The organism is Janthinobacterium lividum, assembly GCF_034424625.1.
In the GTDB taxonomy this organism is placed as follows: Bacteria; Pseudomonadota; Gammaproteobacteria; order Burkholderiales; family Burkholderiaceae_D; genus Janthinobacterium; species Janthinobacterium lividum.
The window spans coordinates 184,197-201,038 of record NZ_CP139977.1 but is presented as its reverse complement, the minus strand read 5'-3'; the positions used below and the strand labels follow the sequence as shown (position 1 = coordinate 201,038).

The following is a 16,842-nucleotide window of genomic DNA, read 5'->3' as shown; positions in this document are numbered from 1 at the left end:
CGCCGACGACGTGTTGTTCAACGTCATATCACACGTACGGTTTTGTCTCCGCACGCATTTCGTTTTCCCATCTGGAGAACGACAGTAACGGTGCGATACCGTTGCCATCCAAGGCCCAACTTTCGAGTTCCGGGCCTTCTTTTATCTGCACGCGGTATGCGCACATACCTGCGTTTTCATGCTCAATCGGGGATCAGCGTTCCCGATATAGGGCACGCCTGTCTCCAGGCATTTCTGGAGGCTTCTCATGTCCACACCACTTCTCTTTTCTTCTAGCTCTTTTCATTGTCTGCTTGTCGGTGGCAAGTACAGGAAAAGTCCATGGCTGCAACGTAGCACCGCCTGTCTCTTGCTGGATGCCAGCACTACCGCTATCGCCTGTGGCTTGGAAACATCTGCGACTGCAGGTTCTATCGCAGTGAATCGGAGAAACAGGCGATTCCTTGTATGGCGCCCCCGGTAGGGTCGCAACAATGGCGCCGCTCGGTGTCCTGACTTCATGTTTTTTTGCGGGAACGTTGCGGTTCCCCCCTGGGACCTGCCGTTCCCATTTTTCATTAAGGGGAACATCATGTCCAACAAAGCATACCGTGGCAATACCCAGCAAAGCGATCGCGATGACCAACCGTCGGGGCGTGATACCTGGCAGTTGCCATATGATGAACAGTCAAAAACGGTACATCGTCCTACCTCGACATATCCGCATCGCCCTGCCAAACGGAAAATGACAGCATTGGAAGAATGCGAGCAGCGAGCATGGATCAGCTTTTACCGGAATATCAATGATCCAGTCGTGGCGGCCGAAGTACTCCGTCTACTCGACAGCAATGGCGAGATCAGATCAGACCATCTCGGTCTGTATCTTCAAGCGAAACGATCGATTCGCATGCATAAGCAACGTCAGCTGCGTGCGGAACATCTTGCGGTTGCCCTGCGTTTCTGCGGGCGCATGCTGTTCACCGTGCCATTTACCACGGCGTACAGTCTGACGCGACGTTTTTTCGGGCTCATCGGCAGCGCCCTGGTTGCATGCGCACAGCAGCGTATCACTGAACCAGCAGCCGAACGCCTGCGCGATGTGGCGCGAAAAGGGCAACCTGCCAAGCCAACAGGAACGAATGGTGCCACGTCTCCGGACGACGCCAAGGCGACCAGTAATCACCCAGCTGGCAGATAGCTGGTCATATAGATGGGACGAATTAGCCAGACTTGCAGATGGACGCGACGGTATCGTCGATCAGCCGATGAAATTTCCGCGAGTCGGGTGATGTGCCCCAGTAATATTGTTTGCAGCGTTCGACATAGACGTCGAGATCGTCGATGCTTTTCACCCCCTCTGGCTCAATCAGAGTCAGATGTGTCAAGCGTTCGACGTCTCTCGACGTCAATCGAATAGAGTTTCCCAGTCTCAACATAAGAATCCCGATCCTCCATGCATATGCGCGCAACGTGACGGCCGCTGGCAAAGAAGCGCCATACGGAAGCATGCTGCTCATCATAGATACGGTCGGACCGCTATTCAAGCCTCCGTATGTCATTGGAAGTACTTTTGGCTGGTCTTCTTCAAAGAGCCAAGCTGAGTGCGTTGAGGCCGCCTATGTTCATCCATAGGATCCATCCTGCGTACGCGTCGGCCTGTTCTGGCGCGTCAAAGTTAATCCACTTTTTGCCCGTAATGCCTATACCCTGTCGGGAAAACCGTTCCCAAGTGGGACACCGTTTTCCCTTTCTTTAATCCATTTTGGGAGAACGTCATGACCTCTCTACATCTCATGTCGCGTGAAGAACTCGCCCGCGAGCTCGTCGATGCGCCAAAAAACCGAAGAAACACAGCAAGAACAGATGCCACCTCGACGCCAAATTGCCTGGGGACACCTGCATATGATCAAAAAGTGCGGCGCAAATTGGATCTCGCACGGGAAATTCTCCTCCGAGATCTGGCTGAACCATTGAAACGTACCTGGAGTTTGACGTCGCCAAAAACAGTGCGTGAATGGCTCACCATCCGCTACTGCGGCGTTGAGCGGGAGATCTTCCTGGCTCTCTATCTGGATGTCAAGATGCGTCTGATCGATACCGAGGACCTGTCGGTAGGCACCTTAACAACCACAAACGTCTATCCGCGCGAACTGGTCAAATCAGCACTCCGCCACAACGCCTGCTTCATTCTTTTTGCACACAATCATCCATCGGGCTGCCCCGATCCCAGTGACGCCGATGTGAACTTGACGCGAACGCTTCGCAGAGCAATGGCCCTGATCGATATTGAGGTGCTCGACCATGTCATTGTCGGCTCCGCCGATTTTTTTTCGTTTGCTGAGAAAGGTCTGTTGTAGGAGGGCGAGGTGCGGCGAAGTGCATTCTGGATCGCAATACCCAAGATCCTGCCACTGATCGACACGAACGCCTCGATTCTCATCTTTTTCAATGGAGAAAACCATGCGTAGCTTTTTTACGCGGGTCAGTTTTATCCTGGCCCAGACCAACCGGCTGTTCAACTCGAGCGCCGCACGGCAGGCAATGGATGCTGCGGCCGCTCATGCCGAAGCTGATGGCATGGTAGATGCGGTACGCGGCTACATGCAGCCGCCGCTCATGTTGCTCGGAGCACCTGCACTAAGCCATGCCTGGAGAAATGGCTACCATTTCGCGCAATGGCTGCGTGCATGCATGGCCATGGATACCAGCCTTCATAGAGTTCAGCTGCAGGCAGATAGCGGCCTGCTTCCCGGTCCTGAACGCAGAACTCATGACGGCAATTCCAGTTATCTTTTGGAGGAACAACAAACGCCATCTGGCACATGATCTGATGACTGGATGACTACTTCACGCCGGTATCTTGCCGGCATCCAGCCTGACCTGGACTGCCTCCTACTAAGGAGGATATGTGTCCCGGTCAGGCGGGCCACGTTTTTTCAATGGAGGCATTGAAAATGCGTTTTACGTTCAATAAGAAAGCCCAACGAACCGCCCTGCAGGCACTTAAACACCTGGAAACCGGATCATTCGCCAGCGCCGTCCTGGGCGCATTCAGCGCCATTCCTCGTACCACCGCTCTGGTCGCCCTTGGCTTGTTTGTCGTTTGCCGTGTCTGTACGACCATTATCGCCGGCATCGAAGACATGGAGACAAAAATAAAGCAAGGATCCAGGACAATGCCACAAGAGCCCAGCAGCCGCAGTGAAGAAAATACAACCGAATAGGCTTGCCGCTATGCGCAAATGAACTACACTTTCTTCACAGGGAAATAACTGGAGGAATAGCATGTCATTCGCCAACATAATTATATCGATCGACATTGCTGCTGCGGTGGTTGCAGTGGCTATTACCTGGCACTACGTTCGACAGACGAAGAAACAACGCAGTGTGAAAACATCATAGTCTGACCGCCCCTACAGAATCGCCGACGTGTTACTCGGCGATTTTTTCAACTGTCATTTTCTGTATGGCTCTACTCTTACCTCATCAAGGCAACTAGTTTTGCGGACATCTCCCATCGATTACACTAGGCCAATCACCGTCTCGATCTGATCTTTCAACCCTTCCGGGTGACTCGTATGACGCTTCAGCTCGTCATACACGCGTGCGCGTCCACGCGGGTTGATACGCCAGCCGCTCCCCCATTTCTTAGCAGCGTAGCTCTCAAAATCGCTTCGAACAATCCCCATCTCGCCCAGCAGGACCCACATTTCACCCAAGTCGGTAGGTTCTAAACTACCCTCCCCGGCCCCTGCATTCGACGCACCACTATTCTGTACCGTCGCGCCGCCATCGTCACCTGCTGCTATGCGCGCAGCGGAATCGGGCAGTTCGCCAGGCTCATCTCCAGCGACGTTAGCCGGCTCAAGCTCGACAGGACCCGTACCATTCAACAGGGTTGGTGATGGATCCGTCAGCTGCAATGCCTCCCCATCGCACTGATTCGTCAGCAGCACGGCGACATCAATGGGGGCCTGGAGCTCGATGATCCATTGAGCGGTCTTCACAGGACGTCCATCATCACCAATACGCGACACCTCGCGCAACATCTTCGTGATGTAGAAAGTAGATCGATTTGAATCCAGGTATCCTCCAATTTTCCCTCCACGCAGACAGGACACTGCTTCCAACCGCTCAATGGCACGGCTCATTGCATAGATGCTGTTGGTCGCCAGTTCAAAGGCATCGATCGATTGGACGCCAGGAACGTAGAACACAAAACGCCCAGAGAGATTGCATTGCCGTGCCTGGAATTGCGGGCAGCATTCAGGATCGCAAATGCCATGATTGTCGGGCCGCAGTTGCTTTGCTCGTCCGCCGAAGGTACGGATGATCCGCGTGCTGCCCGCCGCTACCTTGGCCGGCACGAACATCATGCAATGCCGTGTCCGGCCGTCGGCGGAATACTCGCTCCAGTACCGCTTCTCGTTGGCACTCCATGTCGCCAGCTCATGCGGCATGAACAGCTGCCATATGTCGGTTGGAAAAATAACCGGGAATCGGTACAGACGCAGCCCTTCGCCACGGTCCTCCCCGTACAAATGCATGATCTGTCCGGGTATGTCACGATTGGGAAAGTCTTCCGGGCGGACGGTAAACCAGGGGACATTTTTCGGTATCAAGGGTTTCTTAATCTGAGGAAACTGCTCCAGTATCCGATGAGAGATTTTCTGAAACGAGATGTTCTGCGTCACACCCTGCTCATAAATGGCAACAATATCCCGGTGTTTCGCCGCATCGGGTGTCAGGATCTGGATGCCGGCATGAATTTTCCCAGCGGTAGGGATACGTTTTATGCGGTGCCCCAGCACGGTGACTGGAGCAGCTTGGGCATTACGCAACGCTATTTCGCCATGGTTCATATTCCACTCCTTTACGGTTGCACGAGTTGGTATGTGCTTCCATGGTCGCCTGCACCGCATCCAAGTCAACCCTGGTCTTTCACATGGCGCGGCAATAGACATATAGGGAAATGAACCAGGTGATCGCCACTGTCCGGCGTCAGAGGAAAATGAACTAGCGAAGGAGCCTGGATCGGGTTAGTTGGCGGACAAGGCATCTATCCGCACACTTGCAGATGTGGAAACGATGCAGAGATCCTCTTACAAATAGCATTTTTTGGCTCATTGGTTAGCAATACCAACGCAAATACCCCGTCAAAACGGCAGTTTATTGGTCAACAACATGCAGGGAAATGGACCAACATGGGGCTACGCAGTGGCAAACGAGTGAGGGGAAGATGATGAATCCGACAAACGGTAACGTCAGCGTGATCCGTCAGGATCACGGCGAGATGAATCAAAAATTGCTGCAACGCCAGGCGCTGGAGTCACTCGCCCCGGTCGAGTCAGCCGGTCGCATCGTCAAAATGAGCCTTTCCAGCCCAGAAGGAAAGCGTCTGTTCCTCCGCTATTTTGATATTACGCAGCTCCACATGCACTACATCTCCAAAATTGCCCGACTTTCTTTACCTGATACCGATATCGAACAGGTTGAAAAGCAAGTACTTGAGCTTGTCGAAGAAAAAATAGACAGCATCGACAAGGAAATGGTCAGGGTGGAGCAGGAGCTTCACAAGAACAACATCGATTCCCTGGCAACCTATGTGATTGAACCGCTCACGCTTGAGGTACGTATGCTTGGAAAGATTGGTCGCCGACTACTGGAGCTCATTGGTAAAGTCGATCAGTTGATGCCCATGCTGGAAACGTTAGCCATTGACGAACTCATCTCTGAAAGCCAGCTCAGTATCAAGAAGAACCTTTTTAAAAGAATGGTGCGTAGCGTTGGCGGCATCGTCCGTACGCTCAAGATTGGCCTGCAGAGGAAAAGCGCGGCTCTTGCCAACACCAACAAAACCGCTGCACCTAAAAAAAATGAACCTGAGCAGAGCGACCATCCGGTAGTCAATGCATCGGCGTCTGATGGTCAGGTTGCTGGCGATGCGATTTCTGATAGTGCCCACTCTAATGGCATGGAAATGATGACCTGCGAATCGGAAGCCGCAATGACTCCCCCCGCTGGAGTGGGTGCCGGCGAGCCAGCCGGCCCGAGCGAGCCAATTATGCCCGCCATCCCTGAGCCTGTCTGACTCTCGCAGCGGGAATTGAGGTTTCGATCGCCATTTGTGCCACGTTGTGGCAAGGTATCTGAAAGACTCGTGGCGATTCAGACGTCCCCTTGCCGGAGGCAACATGATGCTTTCGGCAGTGCAGGTTTTTCCTGCAGTCGGCGGTCACTCAGCAATATCAGGTCGGCCCAGCAAAAAAAATGAACATTTTTCTGCCGCTTTATCTGCCTGTTTACATTTTTTGCAAACCGTTGATTGCATGAGAAATTTCTTAATTTGGGCTCACACTTGAGAATATTTTCTGCCGCTTTAATTGCCGCGCTCTCGCATATTGGGTAACGATTGACGGAGGCCGTCTGGCCGGAGTATCCCGCTGTAAAAATAGATCAGGAATACTGCCTCCTGAAGTGAACAGCTGATCATACTCGACGTTGGACACATTCATATGTTTGCTAAACGGTGCGAGGTTGACGTCATGCAGATCGGTGAAAACGCTCAGTAAATACCGCAAGGCTGACACTGACTATAAAAGCAGCACCTGTCCGCAAACCATGCGGTTTGCGCCTTTCAGGGCAAGGTCAATAAGTTATACACATGCTTGTGCACCGAAAGCGGGGATAACTTCATGAGGCGAATATACACAACAGAAACAGCATTCCACCAACAAAAATTACAGTCTATGGACTGTAAATTTAATATACAAGCCAAAGGTTGTATTTGGTATTTACAATGTATATACTGTGAAAAATACAGCCGGAGTTACCTCATGCGCTATCCAATCCGAACACTTCAGCAAATACGCCCCCTGCTGGTCAGCTTTCGCAAGCAAGCCGGCCTGACGCAACAAGCTCTGGCAGAACAGCTCGGCATAACACAGCAAAGTTACGCGCAAATCGAAGCTAATCCCGCATCGACTAGTGTGGAACGCCTCTACCTGGTACTGCGCCTGCTCGGTGTCGAACTCGTACTAGCCGGCAGCAACGAACCAGATCAGCCCGACGACATGCCGCCCACCTTGATAGGTACGCCCTTAAGCACTCCTGCCCTGCCCCGCCCAACAAAGGCCGGCCCAAACGGCCCCAAACAGGCCAAAGGAATACAGGCGCCGGCAAAAATCACCCCGCCGTCCGCGAAGAAAGAGATTTGGTAATCCATGGGAAGAAAAGCACATACTCAGCGTCTCAACGTCTGGTTGAACGGCACCCCGGTGGGGTTTTGGGACGCCATGCCCGGAAAATATGCATTCACGTATTTCGATACATGGCTAGCCGATGACGCCAGCAGGCCGCTCTCACTCTCGATGCCATTCAAGCCGCACAACGAAGCGTACCGCGGCCCCATGGTGCAGTACTACTTCGATAATCTGCTTCCCGACAGTGACCAAATCCGCCGCCGCATGGCCCTACACTTCCGTACCGAAGGCATTGAGCCATATCAGCTCCTAGCGGCTGTCGGGCGCGACTGCGTTGGCGCGATCCAGCTGCTCCCGCCAGATGAACAGCCCGTTGATCTATTTTCGATCACTGGTGATGTACTGGATGCAGCCGGCGTCGCCCGCCTATTGCGCAACACGCTCGCAGACACCCCATTTGGCCAGGCCGAAGACCAGACCGATCTGCGCCTGTCGATCGCCGGTGCGCAGGAGAAAACCGCCCTTTTATGGCATCAAGGCCAATGGAATCGGCCAACTGGGAATACCCCAACGACCCATATCGTGAAATTGCCAATGGGATTGGTGGGTAACATGCAGGCGGATATGCGCACCTCCGTCGAAAATGAATGGCTCTGTTCGCACATAATGCGGGCCTTTGGACTACCAACAGCCTCCTGCACGATAGAAACATTTGATGGTATGAAAGCGCTGGTCGTCGAACGTTTCGACCGCCGACGCGCACAAGACGGCAGCTGGATCGTGCGTTTGCCCCAAGAGGACTTTTGTCAGGCCACAGGCACATCGCCGCTGCAGAAGTACCAGTCCGATGGCGGACCAGGGATCACACAGATCATGGACATGTTGCTCGGTTCCACACAGGCGGAAATTGACCGGGCGCGTTTCTTTAAAACGCAACTCATCTTCTGGTTACTGGCTGCCACCGATGGCCACGCCAAGAACTTTAGTATTTTCCACCTTCCGAACAGTCAATTTCAGGCAACGCCACTGTATGACGTCTTGTCTGCCCATCCGATCATCGGACCTGGTGCGCATCAGCTCGCCCATCAACGGGCCAAGTTAGCAATGGCAGTACGCGGTTCAAGCAACTACTATCACATCGATCAGATCCAGCGTCGCCATTGGGCGAATCATGCGCGCCAAGTGGGGCTCGGTGCAGCTGCCGCCGAGGCGATAATTGACGAAGTACTCGCCGGCGCCACGGGTGTAGTCGATACCGTGGCCGCCCTCCTTCCACAGGACTTCCCCGTCGACGTTGCCGAGGCCATTTTCCATGGGCTGCTGCGCCAATGCCAGCGCTTGCGCGGTATGCCGACATAAACATATTTACTTGGTCGCTCGGTTAATCAGGCAGCGCAACGATTGGCAAGCCACCGCTACGTAAAGTGCCGTCCAATCACGCGAGCATCTACCCAGTCAGCGGATGGTTCAGGGCCGATGCGCCATCGATACTGTGGAGCTGCGCCTCGGCGATAGCTCATAAGTGGCATGGTGCCACTCCTAAAAATGCATCACTAGCCAGAGGCTCAGCGTATCGATATGCATTGCCAGCACTAGTCCGGCTTGACGTGTTTTCCATCCGCAGTATGCGAATGCATTCGATAAGCCCAAGTCGCATCCGTGAAAAACCAAAATCCACTGCCACGATCAGCATTGCGCCACATTGCATGACTGGTGACAGCACAGCGTTGATGAAAGCACTTTTTGCCGTCCCAATCCGCACGGCGCAACATACTTCAAGCCACCATCTGCTCCACCTCCAACCAGCCCTGCAGCTGCGACTTCACCTCGATCGCGCTGACGCCCCGCGCAGCATCACATATGACGTCCGCCATATCGGCAACTGCGGCACCAGCGGAAGTCAGCAGACACATTTGCATCACCTCGGGATGATGCTCCCGCCAACCACGCACCGTTTCAGCAATGGAGCGATCATCTGACGTCAGGACATCGATAACACGCTGTCCGAGCCGTCCTAAGTTGCCCTTGAGTGTCTCGGCTTCCTGCGCTTCCTCCTCTGAGCGCAGAAAAACGACACACACATCAGGATAAGGCACAAGCAGGCTCTCAAGAACAGGCGCCCAGACATAGCGGCGCGTCATCTCTGGACTTCCTTCCGATGCGAACAGTACGCCATTGGAGCGAATAAATAAAACGCGCGCCCTCAACGGCAACGGATGGCATACAAGTGAGCGCATACAACGCATCCTTTCTGGCTAAACATTTTAAGATCAAAACCACTGTACATTAACACAGTTATTTCCTAAAGGCGCGCCGAAAAGCTGAACTCTGCGCATCGTCAAAATGCCCTGCTCCAGTCCGCCGGGTAACAGTAACCGCTACAGAGGTGAGGGCCAGTAAGTGCTCGCTTTCGCCGATACCGTTGACGGCGAAGAGATCGTCGCTCCGCTGGTACGTCCATTGGAAAACAAGCTCGGGGGGCGTTGGCGCAACGAACCTGCGCCACATGCGGCGTTTTGGAGAGGTGTTCCAAGTAGAGAAATTGTCTACGCGCAGAGTCGACGGTTGAGCTGGATCCATTTTTGAAGAGCCCTGCTCAGCGCACCACCTCTCGGCAATTGCACGAATAGGATTCATAACGTATCATCCGTTACGAAACAAATGATACGTAACAAAATAGACTCAGGATACAGATGCCCCGTCTCGCCACCATTACGCAAGATCACGTCAACGCCATTGCAAACCGTCTCAAATCCACAGGAACAAAACCGACCGTTCGCCTGATCATCGCCGAACATGGCAGCGGAAGCCCAGGGACAGTACATCCCATGCTCAAGAACTGGGAAAGCGGCCAGCCACAACAGGCAACGGGCATCACCCTATCCCCAGTCCTGATGCGCGTACTGCAAGAACACTTCGGCCAGGAGGTGGCACGCGCGACGGCGGAGGTCCAATCACAGCTGGCAAACAGCGAAGAAACGGCTGCGGATCTGGCGCGGGAGAACAAGCAATTAGCGGAGCAGCTTGAAGAGCACGAAGACAATATCGGTCAGCTCATGGACGCCAACGCTGCCCTCCAGGGCCGTATCGACCAATTGGAGCACGACCTGGCAACCGCGCGCGAAGAAGCTCTCACGCAACGCTCCGGTGCCGAACGCGCTCATACCGAACTGGCCAAGCTGGAAATGCGACTGGAAGCCATGCCGCGCCTGGAAGCTGACTTGGCATCTGCAAAGGCAGAGGCCGAGTCTGAACGGCGTGCACGTACCGCTGCCGAGCAAGCGGCAGCCGTTAGCACCGCCCAGCGGGAGCATTTGGCCGAGCGCGTGACCGAGAATAAGCTGCGCATCGAGTCCCTGGAAGGTCAGTTAACCACCAGCCAGGAGCGGGAGCGCCGACAAGTCGCCGAGCTGACGTCAACACGCGTGGCCATCGAGGCGGGCAATGCACGATTGGAACAGGCGGAACGTACCATCAGCTCGCTCAGGGAAAACCTGGCAGCCTCGCGCTCCAGCGAGCGCCAGGCAATCGAGACCACGGCTGAACTGCGCGGCAAGATCGCGGCCTGACTAGGCCTGATACTGGCATACATCGATGCACATCGGAACGCCGGACATCACGCCCAGGAAATCCCAAAACCGGCGCAGCTAGTCAATTCAGCGATAAGACAGCAATCTGAATTAAATTGCACCAGAGATAGCGGCGCTAGCCAATACATACGGATGGCGCCAGCCCTCCATACAAGCGCAATCAGAGAAAGCATGGAGCCCTCGCATGGAGATCGTTGAGAAAGCGATAGTAGTGCATACGCATTGCTGTGAGTGGCTAAGAATTTACTCTGGACCATCCATGACGCAGGTACGCAACGCTTAACGAGGGCTCACAGCAAGTTCTAGCAAACGTGGGTAACGCAATGACGTTATAGCAACGCCGGAAGTCGACGACCATGTTGTTTAGCTGTAACTGCTCGATTAGCTGCACAGCTAAGCAAACACAAATCCATAAAGGAACGCGACCCGCACGTCAGAGACATCAACAGGGGCACTAGCGAAAACCAAACCAACTAAAAGGCAATATCCATGAACGTAAAAACCGAAATCAGCAAGTTTCACGCTCTGCTGTACCTTGTCGGCATGCGTTTCGATGTGGGGGTCGAGATCGTATATCAAAAACGATTGCTGCGCTCTCTGGGCGCCGACCCTGAGGAAGAAATCCACAATCGCGATGCGCGCAAATACATCTCGACCAGTCAGGCAAAAGTAGCGCTAGCGTCCGTGCGACAAGGAGCCATGATTGCCGATACTCCACTTAAAAGACAATTCCATATTAGCCAAAGCAAATACAGACCGACTCCGGAGGACGTTTTCACTGCCTATTTGCGCGCCCGTGGCAAGTAAAAATATACTCGCTCCTCCAGCGAAACGCACGGCGCACGTTTGCTGATCTACCCAGCGCTAAATTGACAGTTTAAAGTGACAATGATCAGTGAGCAGTTCGCGCATGACATGCCCCTGCAGCTGAAGCCACTTCACTGCACCGGCACACAACAAACTTGCTCTAAAAAATACTCCTCACGTCAAACCTGGGCAGTACAGTACTGGCAGGATCAATAACGAACCCATGACTTGTACCCGATTCCGCACTGCTCAAGCGTAACAACATCAACCTTGAAATCGCGCCCATGAACGCTATAATGTAAAGTATGCTTTACAAAATTGAGGTATAACATGAATTTAGCCCAAATTGGTGTACAAATTCACGATCGACGTGTCCGTGCTGGCCTATTGCAAGAGCAATTAGCCAAGTTTTCAGGACTGTCTCGTGTCACCATCAGCCAGCTGGAAAATGGCACCTTGAACGATCTTGGTTTTACCAAGCTCAAGGCAGTCATGGACATCTTTGGCATCAGCATGGAAACGGCCCAGCCTTCTGGCCTGAAAAGCGCGCTGACGGTTGCCGCCCGCAGTATCAGTACCAGCTATCGCCTCGTCGTCAGCCCCGACAAACTCGCATGGATGCTACGTTCCGGCCATGCGCCGGAAGAATACCAGCCACACTTGATGGCATTGCTTGATGAGACACCCATTTCCGTCGTCGTGAAGGCCGTGGAAGAGGCAGCAACAGCCGAAGTGCCCGCAAAGAAAATCATGCGCAATTTGAGTCAATGGGCGAAGGAGTGGAGAGTATGCAGAACAGTCTGGTAATGGCCGGCGCCCCGGGCATTCCGACAACCTGGGAAGTGCTGTTTTCCCACGCATTGACCATACTTGCTGAGATCGCCAAACATGGCCGTGCTGATCCATTCTGGACGTTTGGTGGCGGCACTGTTCTGATGCTCCGTTATGGCCATCGTTTCAGCAAGGACATCGATATCTTCGTACCAGATCCACAGTCGCTGGGCTTTGTCACACCGCGCTTGAGCGACGTTGCCGAATCCGTCACCTCGAACTACGTCGAAGCAGCAGGCTACGTCAAACTCTACCTCCAGGAAGGTGAAATTGACTTCGTGGCGGCCCCCAACCTGACGTCGCCAGGATTCGTCTACGAGACCATCCTGAATTGCCAGGTTCGGGTCGAGACCTCGGTGGAAATCATTGCGAAAAAAATGTGGCACCGAGGCGATCGCATTACCGGACGAGATATCTTTGACTTTGCATTGATCGCCGAAGTGGAACCCGATATCTTGATGGCTGAGCGCGTGTACATGGTCCGGCATGCGCAATCCATCTTCCAGCAGCTAGACGAGCGATATGCTCCGCTCAAGATCCAGTTCGATGCCGTCGATGCCATCCATTACCACCCGACCTTTGATGAAGCCTGCCAGGTGCTCCGAACCATGCTGCAAAGAATGGTCGCGCTTATCTAGCTAGCTGCGAATGCAGCCCTCAAAACGTAGATCCCATCATCCAACGGATCTTTCAACAGCGGCCGCACCGCCCACGGATTCAGCAGGTGCAAATACTCGCCTGAACTTCGCCTCTAGTAATTGATGGGGAGTGTATGCTCGACTTCGGCCAATATCCCCGGCCGGCGACGCTCCCACGCCCTGATTTGATCGAGCGCACCCTGCTCCGTGTAGATCATCGTGGTATCGACGCTGGCGTGGCCCAGCGCCGCGGCTACATCCACTACGCTATGCCCGTGCAACAGGGTCGCCTTGGCGAAGGTATGCCGCAGCCAGTGCGGCGAGGCTTTCAGCAATTCGGTGGCGGCATCATGCAGGCCGTCGCGCTGCAGCACCTGCGCGGCATCGGTGATCCGGCCCTTGACGATCTTGTAGAGTCCCTGCCGCGTCGTGACGCTGCCCCAGGCGCCAAAGAAGCGCCGGTCGGCCGCCCCCTTGACGGCGCGGGCGTTGATCGACAACGGCCGGGTGCGCGGCGACAGCACGATGGGCTGCACTTCGTTCGGAGCGGGCAGCGCCGGTAGCCCGAAACCCAGCCGGTAGGCGATCAGCGCATCCATCGCCACGCGCGTAAGCGGAATCGAACGTTCATTGGCGCCTTTGGCATCCTCCTCGTCGACGCGCACCACCCAGTAGGTTTTACCCGCTTCCGGATCGCTCAGCGCATACACGGCACCCATGCTGGCGCCCACCAGCTCAGAGGCGCGCAGCCCCGTCTCGCGCAAGAACACCAGGACAAAACGGTCGCGCAAATGCCGCTGATACGCCACCTGCCCCTCGTCCCGCTGGCGCTCCATCACGCCCAGCACCAGGTCATAGACGTCAGGCGCAATCGAGCGGCTGGTGTCCAGCCGGCGCGGCTTCGGTGTCCGGGTCAGTATCATGGGGTTGACGCGCAGGTAGCCGGTGCCATGGAAAGCCGCGAACATCGCGCGCGCAAAACGCATGATATCGGCCTGGCTGCTCGGCGACGGCTGCTTGCGAAACGGCGTGTAGCCCTTGTCGCCGGCGCGCGCCCCGCGTGCCGAGATGGCCCGCGCCGGCAGCGCGCTTAAAAAATCGCGGAAGGCCTTGACGTCCGGAATCGTCCAGCGCGACGGAGGAAGATGGGCGATCTGTTCGCAGTACCAGCGCAGCTTGGCCAGGTGAAACCGGTATGTAGCCAGCGTCTCACGGGAACTGTTGCGGCTGTTATCGGCCACTTCGCCCAGCCAGATATCCGCTGCTGCCCAGTCGTCGCTGACTGCACCGAACAGGTGCGCGGGCGGCAGCGCGTCCTGCGATCCATAGCTGGCCAAATCGCTCATCGTACGGGCCCGCCATTACGCTGGCCGGGAATCGGCGCGCCATGCCGGTAGGCGATCTGGCGGAACGTCTCCAGCGTCGCCTCCTGATCCTTCAGCTGCTGCACCAGATAGGCGTTGTTCTCCTTGACCGCGCGCGTCTCGCCGCGGACCTCATCCATCGCCCGCAAAGCAAACTGACGCATGTCCTGCAGCGCCTGGGGCAGCTGCTCGTTCGCCTGCGCCTGCTTGGCGGCCGCAGCCTGGGCCAGCGCGAATTGCTCCTGGTACAAGGCAGCCTGGCTCTGCACTACTTGTAACTGCGCTGCCAGGCGGGCGGCCGTTTCGCGCGCGCTGGCCAGCTCCGCTTCGGTACGGTCCAGCCGCTCGCGCAGGTAATCGGCATGCGCACGGTGCTGCTGCAGCAGCGTCTCGGTGCCATCCTGGTCACGCCCGCTGGCGGCCAGTGCCTCCTTCACTACCTGGCGCAACAGCTCGGCCAGCGGTACCCCGCGCTCCCCTGCCTGTGGAGCGACTGAGGCAACGGCAGGGACCAGGGCCAGGCGCTGCTCCAACGCAGTCTTTTCGGCAGCCAGGGTGGTGGTCGACGGCCGGCGCTCCGGAGCATAGGCCGCCAGCAGGCGCCGGTACACATCCGGACCATAGGTGCGACCGGTGGCGCTGTGCACAGCCGCGACAAAGTCGCGTACAAACGGACGGTGGTTGCGCAGGTCATTGGCGTGGCGGGTCACGATGGCAGGCAGCAAGGCCAGCAACGCGCGCGCCTCATCATCGGCCAGGCTGAAGGACGGGCGGCTCATGGCCTGCCCCCATGCCAGGCGCGGTAGTGCAACGGCGCGCCTGTGGCGAGCACGCCATTGTGCGGCGTCGCACGGGCCACGTGCGCCAGTGGCAAGGGCTGCAAAGGGACATCGGACAACATCATGCACTCCCGCGTCGAGGTGTGGGGGCCAGCTGCGGCAGCGCTGGCGGGCGCCGTCGGTATTGGGCGGACTCAGGACGGGCGCTAGAGCGCCGCGTGACAGGTAGTTTAACCGGTATAAAGATACCTGTAAATATCGTTTAGTTTACTTAGCAGCGATTAAGTAAACAAACTAATCTCAACTCAGTTTGAAAATGATGGGCAGCTATTTAACGCTCTCCAGGCACTTCGCAATACCCCATGGCCGTCATTTCAGCATGTACTGGTACGACCTCCGCCACGCAAGCACTGCGCTCTTGGCCCGCTGACTGCCTGCGCCCACCCCTTGCTCAGTCCGTGAACGATGTTTCTGCAGGCGGGCGCGGTGACCTCCCCTTCACCGTTCCATGAGCCAATGCCATGCGCAGCTCCCCACCGGCTCCAGGTCGCCTGCAGCAAATGCAAGCTGTCTCATTTGAGCTATACTAACGTCTTAAAGGAGATGATCATGCCAGAGTCAAAATTCCTTCTGAAGCCAGCGCTGACAGCTCGCACTGGCAACGTAAAGACTGCCCGCTCAATGGCCGGTGGCACTGCTACCCCTCAGATGCGTGCAGCTCGCCACAACGCCATCAATGTGCAAGTCACACTCTACGGATTTGATCCACAGGACCGGATCGCGGTGATACGGCAAGGCATACCCGCGTCGACGATCAGCAGCCTCTCGTCACGCATGGGTATGAGCAAAGAGAGTTTGCTGTCCAGCTTGGGGCTGTCCCGTGCCACCATCAGCCGCAAGGAAAAAGATGCCACCATCCTGTCGAAGGATGAGTCGGAAAGAGTGCTTGGTATCGAAACACTGATTGGCATGGCGCAGAGCATGGTCGAGCAGTCCGGCAATCCCATGGATTTCGATGCGGCTCGCTGGGTGGCCGACTGGCTGACAAGACCGTTGCCGGCATTGGCTGGCGCAACGCCTGCGAGTTACATGGACACCTTTGAAGGCCAGAAGCTGGTGGCTGAATTGCTCTCCATGAACCAGAGTGGAGCATACGCATGACAGAACTATGGCGCATTGCGGTGGAGGCACCAGCATACGCTGCCGATGATCTGAGCGGTACCGGTGCCAAGATGACGGGCGGGCGCTGGAACAGCAAGGGGACGCCCATGGTCTATTGCTCATCGAGCATCGCCTTGGCTACCCTCGAAACCGTCCATTATCTGCGTGGTGGTGGGCTGCCTTTCAACCGCTATCTAGTACAAATCAATATTCCAGATCCAGTGTGGAATACCCGCGAAATCCTCCACCCACTTCCCGACGGCTGGGATGCCATCCCAGCAGGCATGTCGGCCAGAAGTACTGGTGATGGATGGATTTCTGCAGGGACAAGCGCCCTCCTAGTGGTACCTTCTGTGATCGTTCCCGACGAGTGCAATGTATTGATTAATCCCCAGCATGGCGATGCCAAGTCGATTGTGGCAACCACCCGCAAGCGTTGGATATACGATCCACGCTTCTTCTCCTGACTTCCTAAAAGCATTTTCTACCAA

Annotated in this window: 17 protein-coding genes; 13 read left to right on the top strand and 4 right to left on the bottom strand. The window is 55.6% G+C overall.

Annotation, left to right across the window (positions count from 1 at the left end):
* The first annotated feature begins 571 nt into the window (after positions 1-571).
* The 4 genes from U0004_RS29305 (at position 572) to U0004_RS29290 (ending at position 3,203) form a co-directional block, all read left to right on the top strand.
* Complete coding sequence (locus U0004_RS29305) at positions 572-1,177, top strand: hypothetical protein (protein ID WP_139144068.1); 606 nt, start codon at positions 572-574, stop codon at positions 1,175-1,177.
* Positions 1,178-1,754: 577 nt separating this feature from the next.
* On the top strand, positions 1,755-2,336 hold the full coding sequence (locus U0004_RS29300; protein WP_071653617.1) for a JAB domain-containing protein: 582 nt from the start codon (positions 1,755-1,757) through the stop codon (positions 2,334-2,336).
* A 103-nt stretch (positions 2,337-2,439) separates the two neighbouring features.
* The gene (locus U0004_RS29295; protein WP_070253964.1) at positions 2,440-2,805 is read left to right on the top strand and encodes a hypothetical protein; all 366 of its coding nucleotides are present in this window, start codon (positions 2,440-2,442) and stop codon (positions 2,803-2,805) included.
* Positions 2,806-2,933: 128 nt separating this feature from the next.
* Positions 2,934-3,203 (top strand): hypothetical protein, encoded by a 270-nt coding sequence (locus U0004_RS29290; protein WP_139144067.1) that lies wholly within the window; start codon positions 2,934-2,936, stop codon positions 3,201-3,203.
* 297 nt (positions 3,204-3,500) lie between these two features.
* On the opposite strand, the gene U0004_RS29285 is transcribed toward U0004_RS29290, so the two are convergent.
* Positions 3,501-4,841 (bottom strand): recombination directionality factor, encoded by a 1,341-nt coding sequence (locus U0004_RS29285; protein ID WP_070253960.1) that lies wholly within the window; start codon positions 4,839-4,841, stop codon positions 3,501-3,503.
* A gap of 377 nt (positions 4,842-5,218) precedes the next feature.
* Between U0004_RS29285 and U0004_RS29280 the strand changes: the two genes are divergently transcribed.
* The 3 genes from U0004_RS29280 (at position 5,219) to U0004_RS29270 (ending at position 8,540) form a co-directional block, all read left to right on the top strand.
* Positions 5,219-6,070 carry an AcaB family transcriptional regulator gene (locus tag U0004_RS29280; RefSeq protein WP_167468728.1) on the top strand — a complete coding sequence of 284 codons (852 nt, stop codon included), beginning with the start codon at positions 5,219-5,221 and terminating at the stop codon, positions 6,068-6,070.
* Positions 6,071-6,815: 745 nt separating this feature from the next.
* Positions 6,816-7,199, top strand: a complete 384-nt coding sequence (locus U0004_RS29275) for a helix-turn-helix transcriptional regulator (protein WP_070253956.1) — start codon at positions 6,816-6,818, stop codon at positions 7,197-7,199.
* Positions 7,200-7,202: 3 nt separating this feature from the next.
* On the top strand, positions 7,203-8,540 hold the full coding sequence (locus tag U0004_RS29270) for a type II toxin-antitoxin system HipA family toxin (RefSeq protein ID WP_070253954.1): 1,338 nt from the start codon (positions 7,203-7,205) through the stop codon (positions 8,538-8,540).
* A 416-nt stretch (positions 8,541-8,956) separates the two neighbouring features.
* On the opposite strand, the gene U0004_RS29265 is transcribed toward U0004_RS29270, so the two are convergent.
* A complete protein-coding gene (locus U0004_RS29265) occupies positions 8,957-9,418 on the bottom strand; it encodes a hypothetical protein (protein ID WP_139144066.1) in 462 nt (153 codons plus the stop codon).
* A 456-nt stretch (positions 9,419-9,874) separates the two neighbouring features.
* On the opposite strand from U0004_RS29265, the gene U0004_RS29260 reads away from it, so the two are divergent.
* The 4 genes from U0004_RS29260 (at position 9,875) to U0004_RS29245 (ending at position 13,047) form a co-directional block, all read left to right on the top strand.
* The gene (locus U0004_RS29260; RefSeq protein ID WP_071653616.1) at positions 9,875-10,750 is read left to right on the top strand and encodes a DNA-binding protein; all 876 of its coding nucleotides are present in this window, start codon (positions 9,875-9,877) and stop codon (positions 10,748-10,750) included.
* Between the two features lie 510 nt (positions 10,751-11,260).
* Entirely contained in the window at positions 11,261-11,578 is a 318-nt protein-coding gene (locus U0004_RS29255; RefSeq protein ID WP_070253945.1) for a hypothetical protein, read from the top strand.
* 330 nt (positions 11,579-11,908) lie between these two features.
* Positions 11,909-12,385, top strand: a complete 477-nt coding sequence (locus U0004_RS29250) for a helix-turn-helix transcriptional regulator (protein WP_070253943.1) — start codon at positions 11,909-11,911, stop codon at positions 12,383-12,385.
* Entirely contained in the window at positions 12,367-13,047 is a 681-nt protein-coding gene (locus U0004_RS29245; RefSeq protein WP_231958590.1) for a nucleotidyl transferase AbiEii/AbiGii toxin family protein, read from the top strand. The genes U0004_RS29250 and U0004_RS29245 overlap by 19 nt, the downstream gene beginning before the upstream one ends.
* Positions 13,048-13,160: 113 nt before the next feature.
* Here U0004_RS29245 and U0004_RS29240 read toward each other — a convergent pair whose 3' ends face one another.
* Both U0004_RS29240 and U0004_RS29235 read right to left on the bottom strand, forming a co-directional pair.
* Entirely contained in the window at positions 13,161-14,393 is a 1,233-nt protein-coding gene (locus tag U0004_RS29240) for a tyrosine-type recombinase/integrase (RefSeq protein WP_070253939.1), read from the bottom strand.
* Complete coding sequence (locus U0004_RS29235) at positions 14,390-15,190, bottom strand: hypothetical protein (protein ID WP_070253937.1); 801 nt, start codon at positions 15,188-15,190, stop codon at positions 14,390-14,392. Before U0004_RS29235 ends, U0004_RS29240 begins: the two co-directional genes overlap by 4 nt.
* A 609-nt stretch (positions 15,191-15,799) precedes the next feature.
* Here U0004_RS29235 and U0004_RS29230 point away from each other — a divergent pair.
* Together U0004_RS29230 and U0004_RS29225 are read left to right on the top strand one after the other, a co-directional pair.
* Entirely contained in the window at positions 15,800-16,351 is a 552-nt protein-coding gene (locus U0004_RS29230; protein WP_231958589.1) for an antitoxin Xre-like helix-turn-helix domain-containing protein, read from the top strand.
* Complete coding sequence (locus U0004_RS29225; protein ID WP_070253935.1) at positions 16,348-16,818, top strand: RES family NAD+ phosphorylase; 471 nt, start codon at positions 16,348-16,350, stop codon at positions 16,816-16,818. Before U0004_RS29230 ends, U0004_RS29225 begins: the two co-directional genes overlap by 4 nt.
* The last annotated feature ends 24 nt before the right edge of the window (positions 16,819-16,842 follow it).

Bases quoted from the DNA above. Each gene is read 5' to 3' on its own strand.
- U0004_RS29300 (WP_071653617.1), top strand. From the start codon at position 1,755: ATGACCTCTCTACATCTCATGTCGCGTGAAGAACTCGCCCGCGAGCTC.
- U0004_RS29240 (WP_070253939.1), bottom strand. From the start codon at position 14,393: ATGAGCGATTTGGCCAGCTATGGATCGCAGGACGCGCTGCCGCCCGCG.
- U0004_RS29235 (WP_070253937.1), bottom strand. From the start codon at position 15,190: ATGAGCCGCCCGTCCTTCAGCCTGGCCGATGATGAGGCGCGCGCGTTG.
- U0004_RS29295 (WP_070253964.1), top strand. From the start codon at position 2,440: ATGCGTAGCTTTTTTACGCGGGTCAGTTTTATCCTGGCCCAGACCAAC.
- U0004_RS29275 (WP_070253956.1), top strand. From the start codon at position 6,816: ATGCGCTATCCAATCCGAACACTTCAGCAAATACGCCCCCTGCTGGTC.
- U0004_RS29270 (WP_070253954.1), top strand. From the start codon at position 7,203: ATGGGAAGAAAAGCACATACTCAGCGTCTCAACGTCTGGTTGAACGGC.
- U0004_RS29250 (WP_070253943.1), top strand. From the start codon at position 11,909: ATGAATTTAGCCCAAATTGGTGTACAAATTCACGATCGACGTGTCCGT.
- U0004_RS29280 (WP_167468728.1), top strand. From the start codon at position 5,219: ATGATGAATCCGACAAACGGTAACGTCAGCGTGATCCGTCAGGATCAC.
- U0004_RS29305 (WP_139144068.1), top strand. From the start codon at position 572: ATGTCCAACAAAGCATACCGTGGCAATACCCAGCAAAGCGATCGCGAT.
- U0004_RS29230 (WP_231958589.1), top strand. From the start codon at position 15,800: ATGCCAGAGTCAAAATTCCTTCTGAAGCCAGCGCTGACAGCTCGCACT.
- U0004_RS29245 (WP_231958590.1), top strand. From the start codon at position 12,367: ATGCAGAACAGTCTGGTAATGGCCGGCGCCCCGGGCATTCCGACAACC.
- U0004_RS29265 (WP_139144066.1), bottom strand. From the start codon at position 9,418: ATGCGCTCACTTGTATGCCATCCGTTGCCGTTGAGGGCGCGCGTTTTA.
- U0004_RS29290 (WP_139144067.1), top strand. From the start codon at position 2,934: ATGCGTTTTACGTTCAATAAGAAAGCCCAACGAACCGCCCTGCAGGCA.
- U0004_RS29225 (WP_070253935.1), top strand. From the start codon at position 16,348: ATGACAGAACTATGGCGCATTGCGGTGGAGGCACCAGCATACGCTGCC.
- U0004_RS29255 (WP_070253945.1), top strand. From the start codon at position 11,261: ATGAACGTAAAAACCGAAATCAGCAAGTTTCACGCTCTGCTGTACCTT.
- U0004_RS29285 (WP_070253960.1), bottom strand. From the start codon at position 4,841: ATGAACCATGGCGAAATAGCGTTGCGTAATGCCCAAGCTGCTCCAGTC.
- U0004_RS29260 (WP_071653616.1), top strand. From the start codon at position 9,875: ATGCCCCGTCTCGCCACCATTACGCAAGATCACGTCAACGCCATTGCA.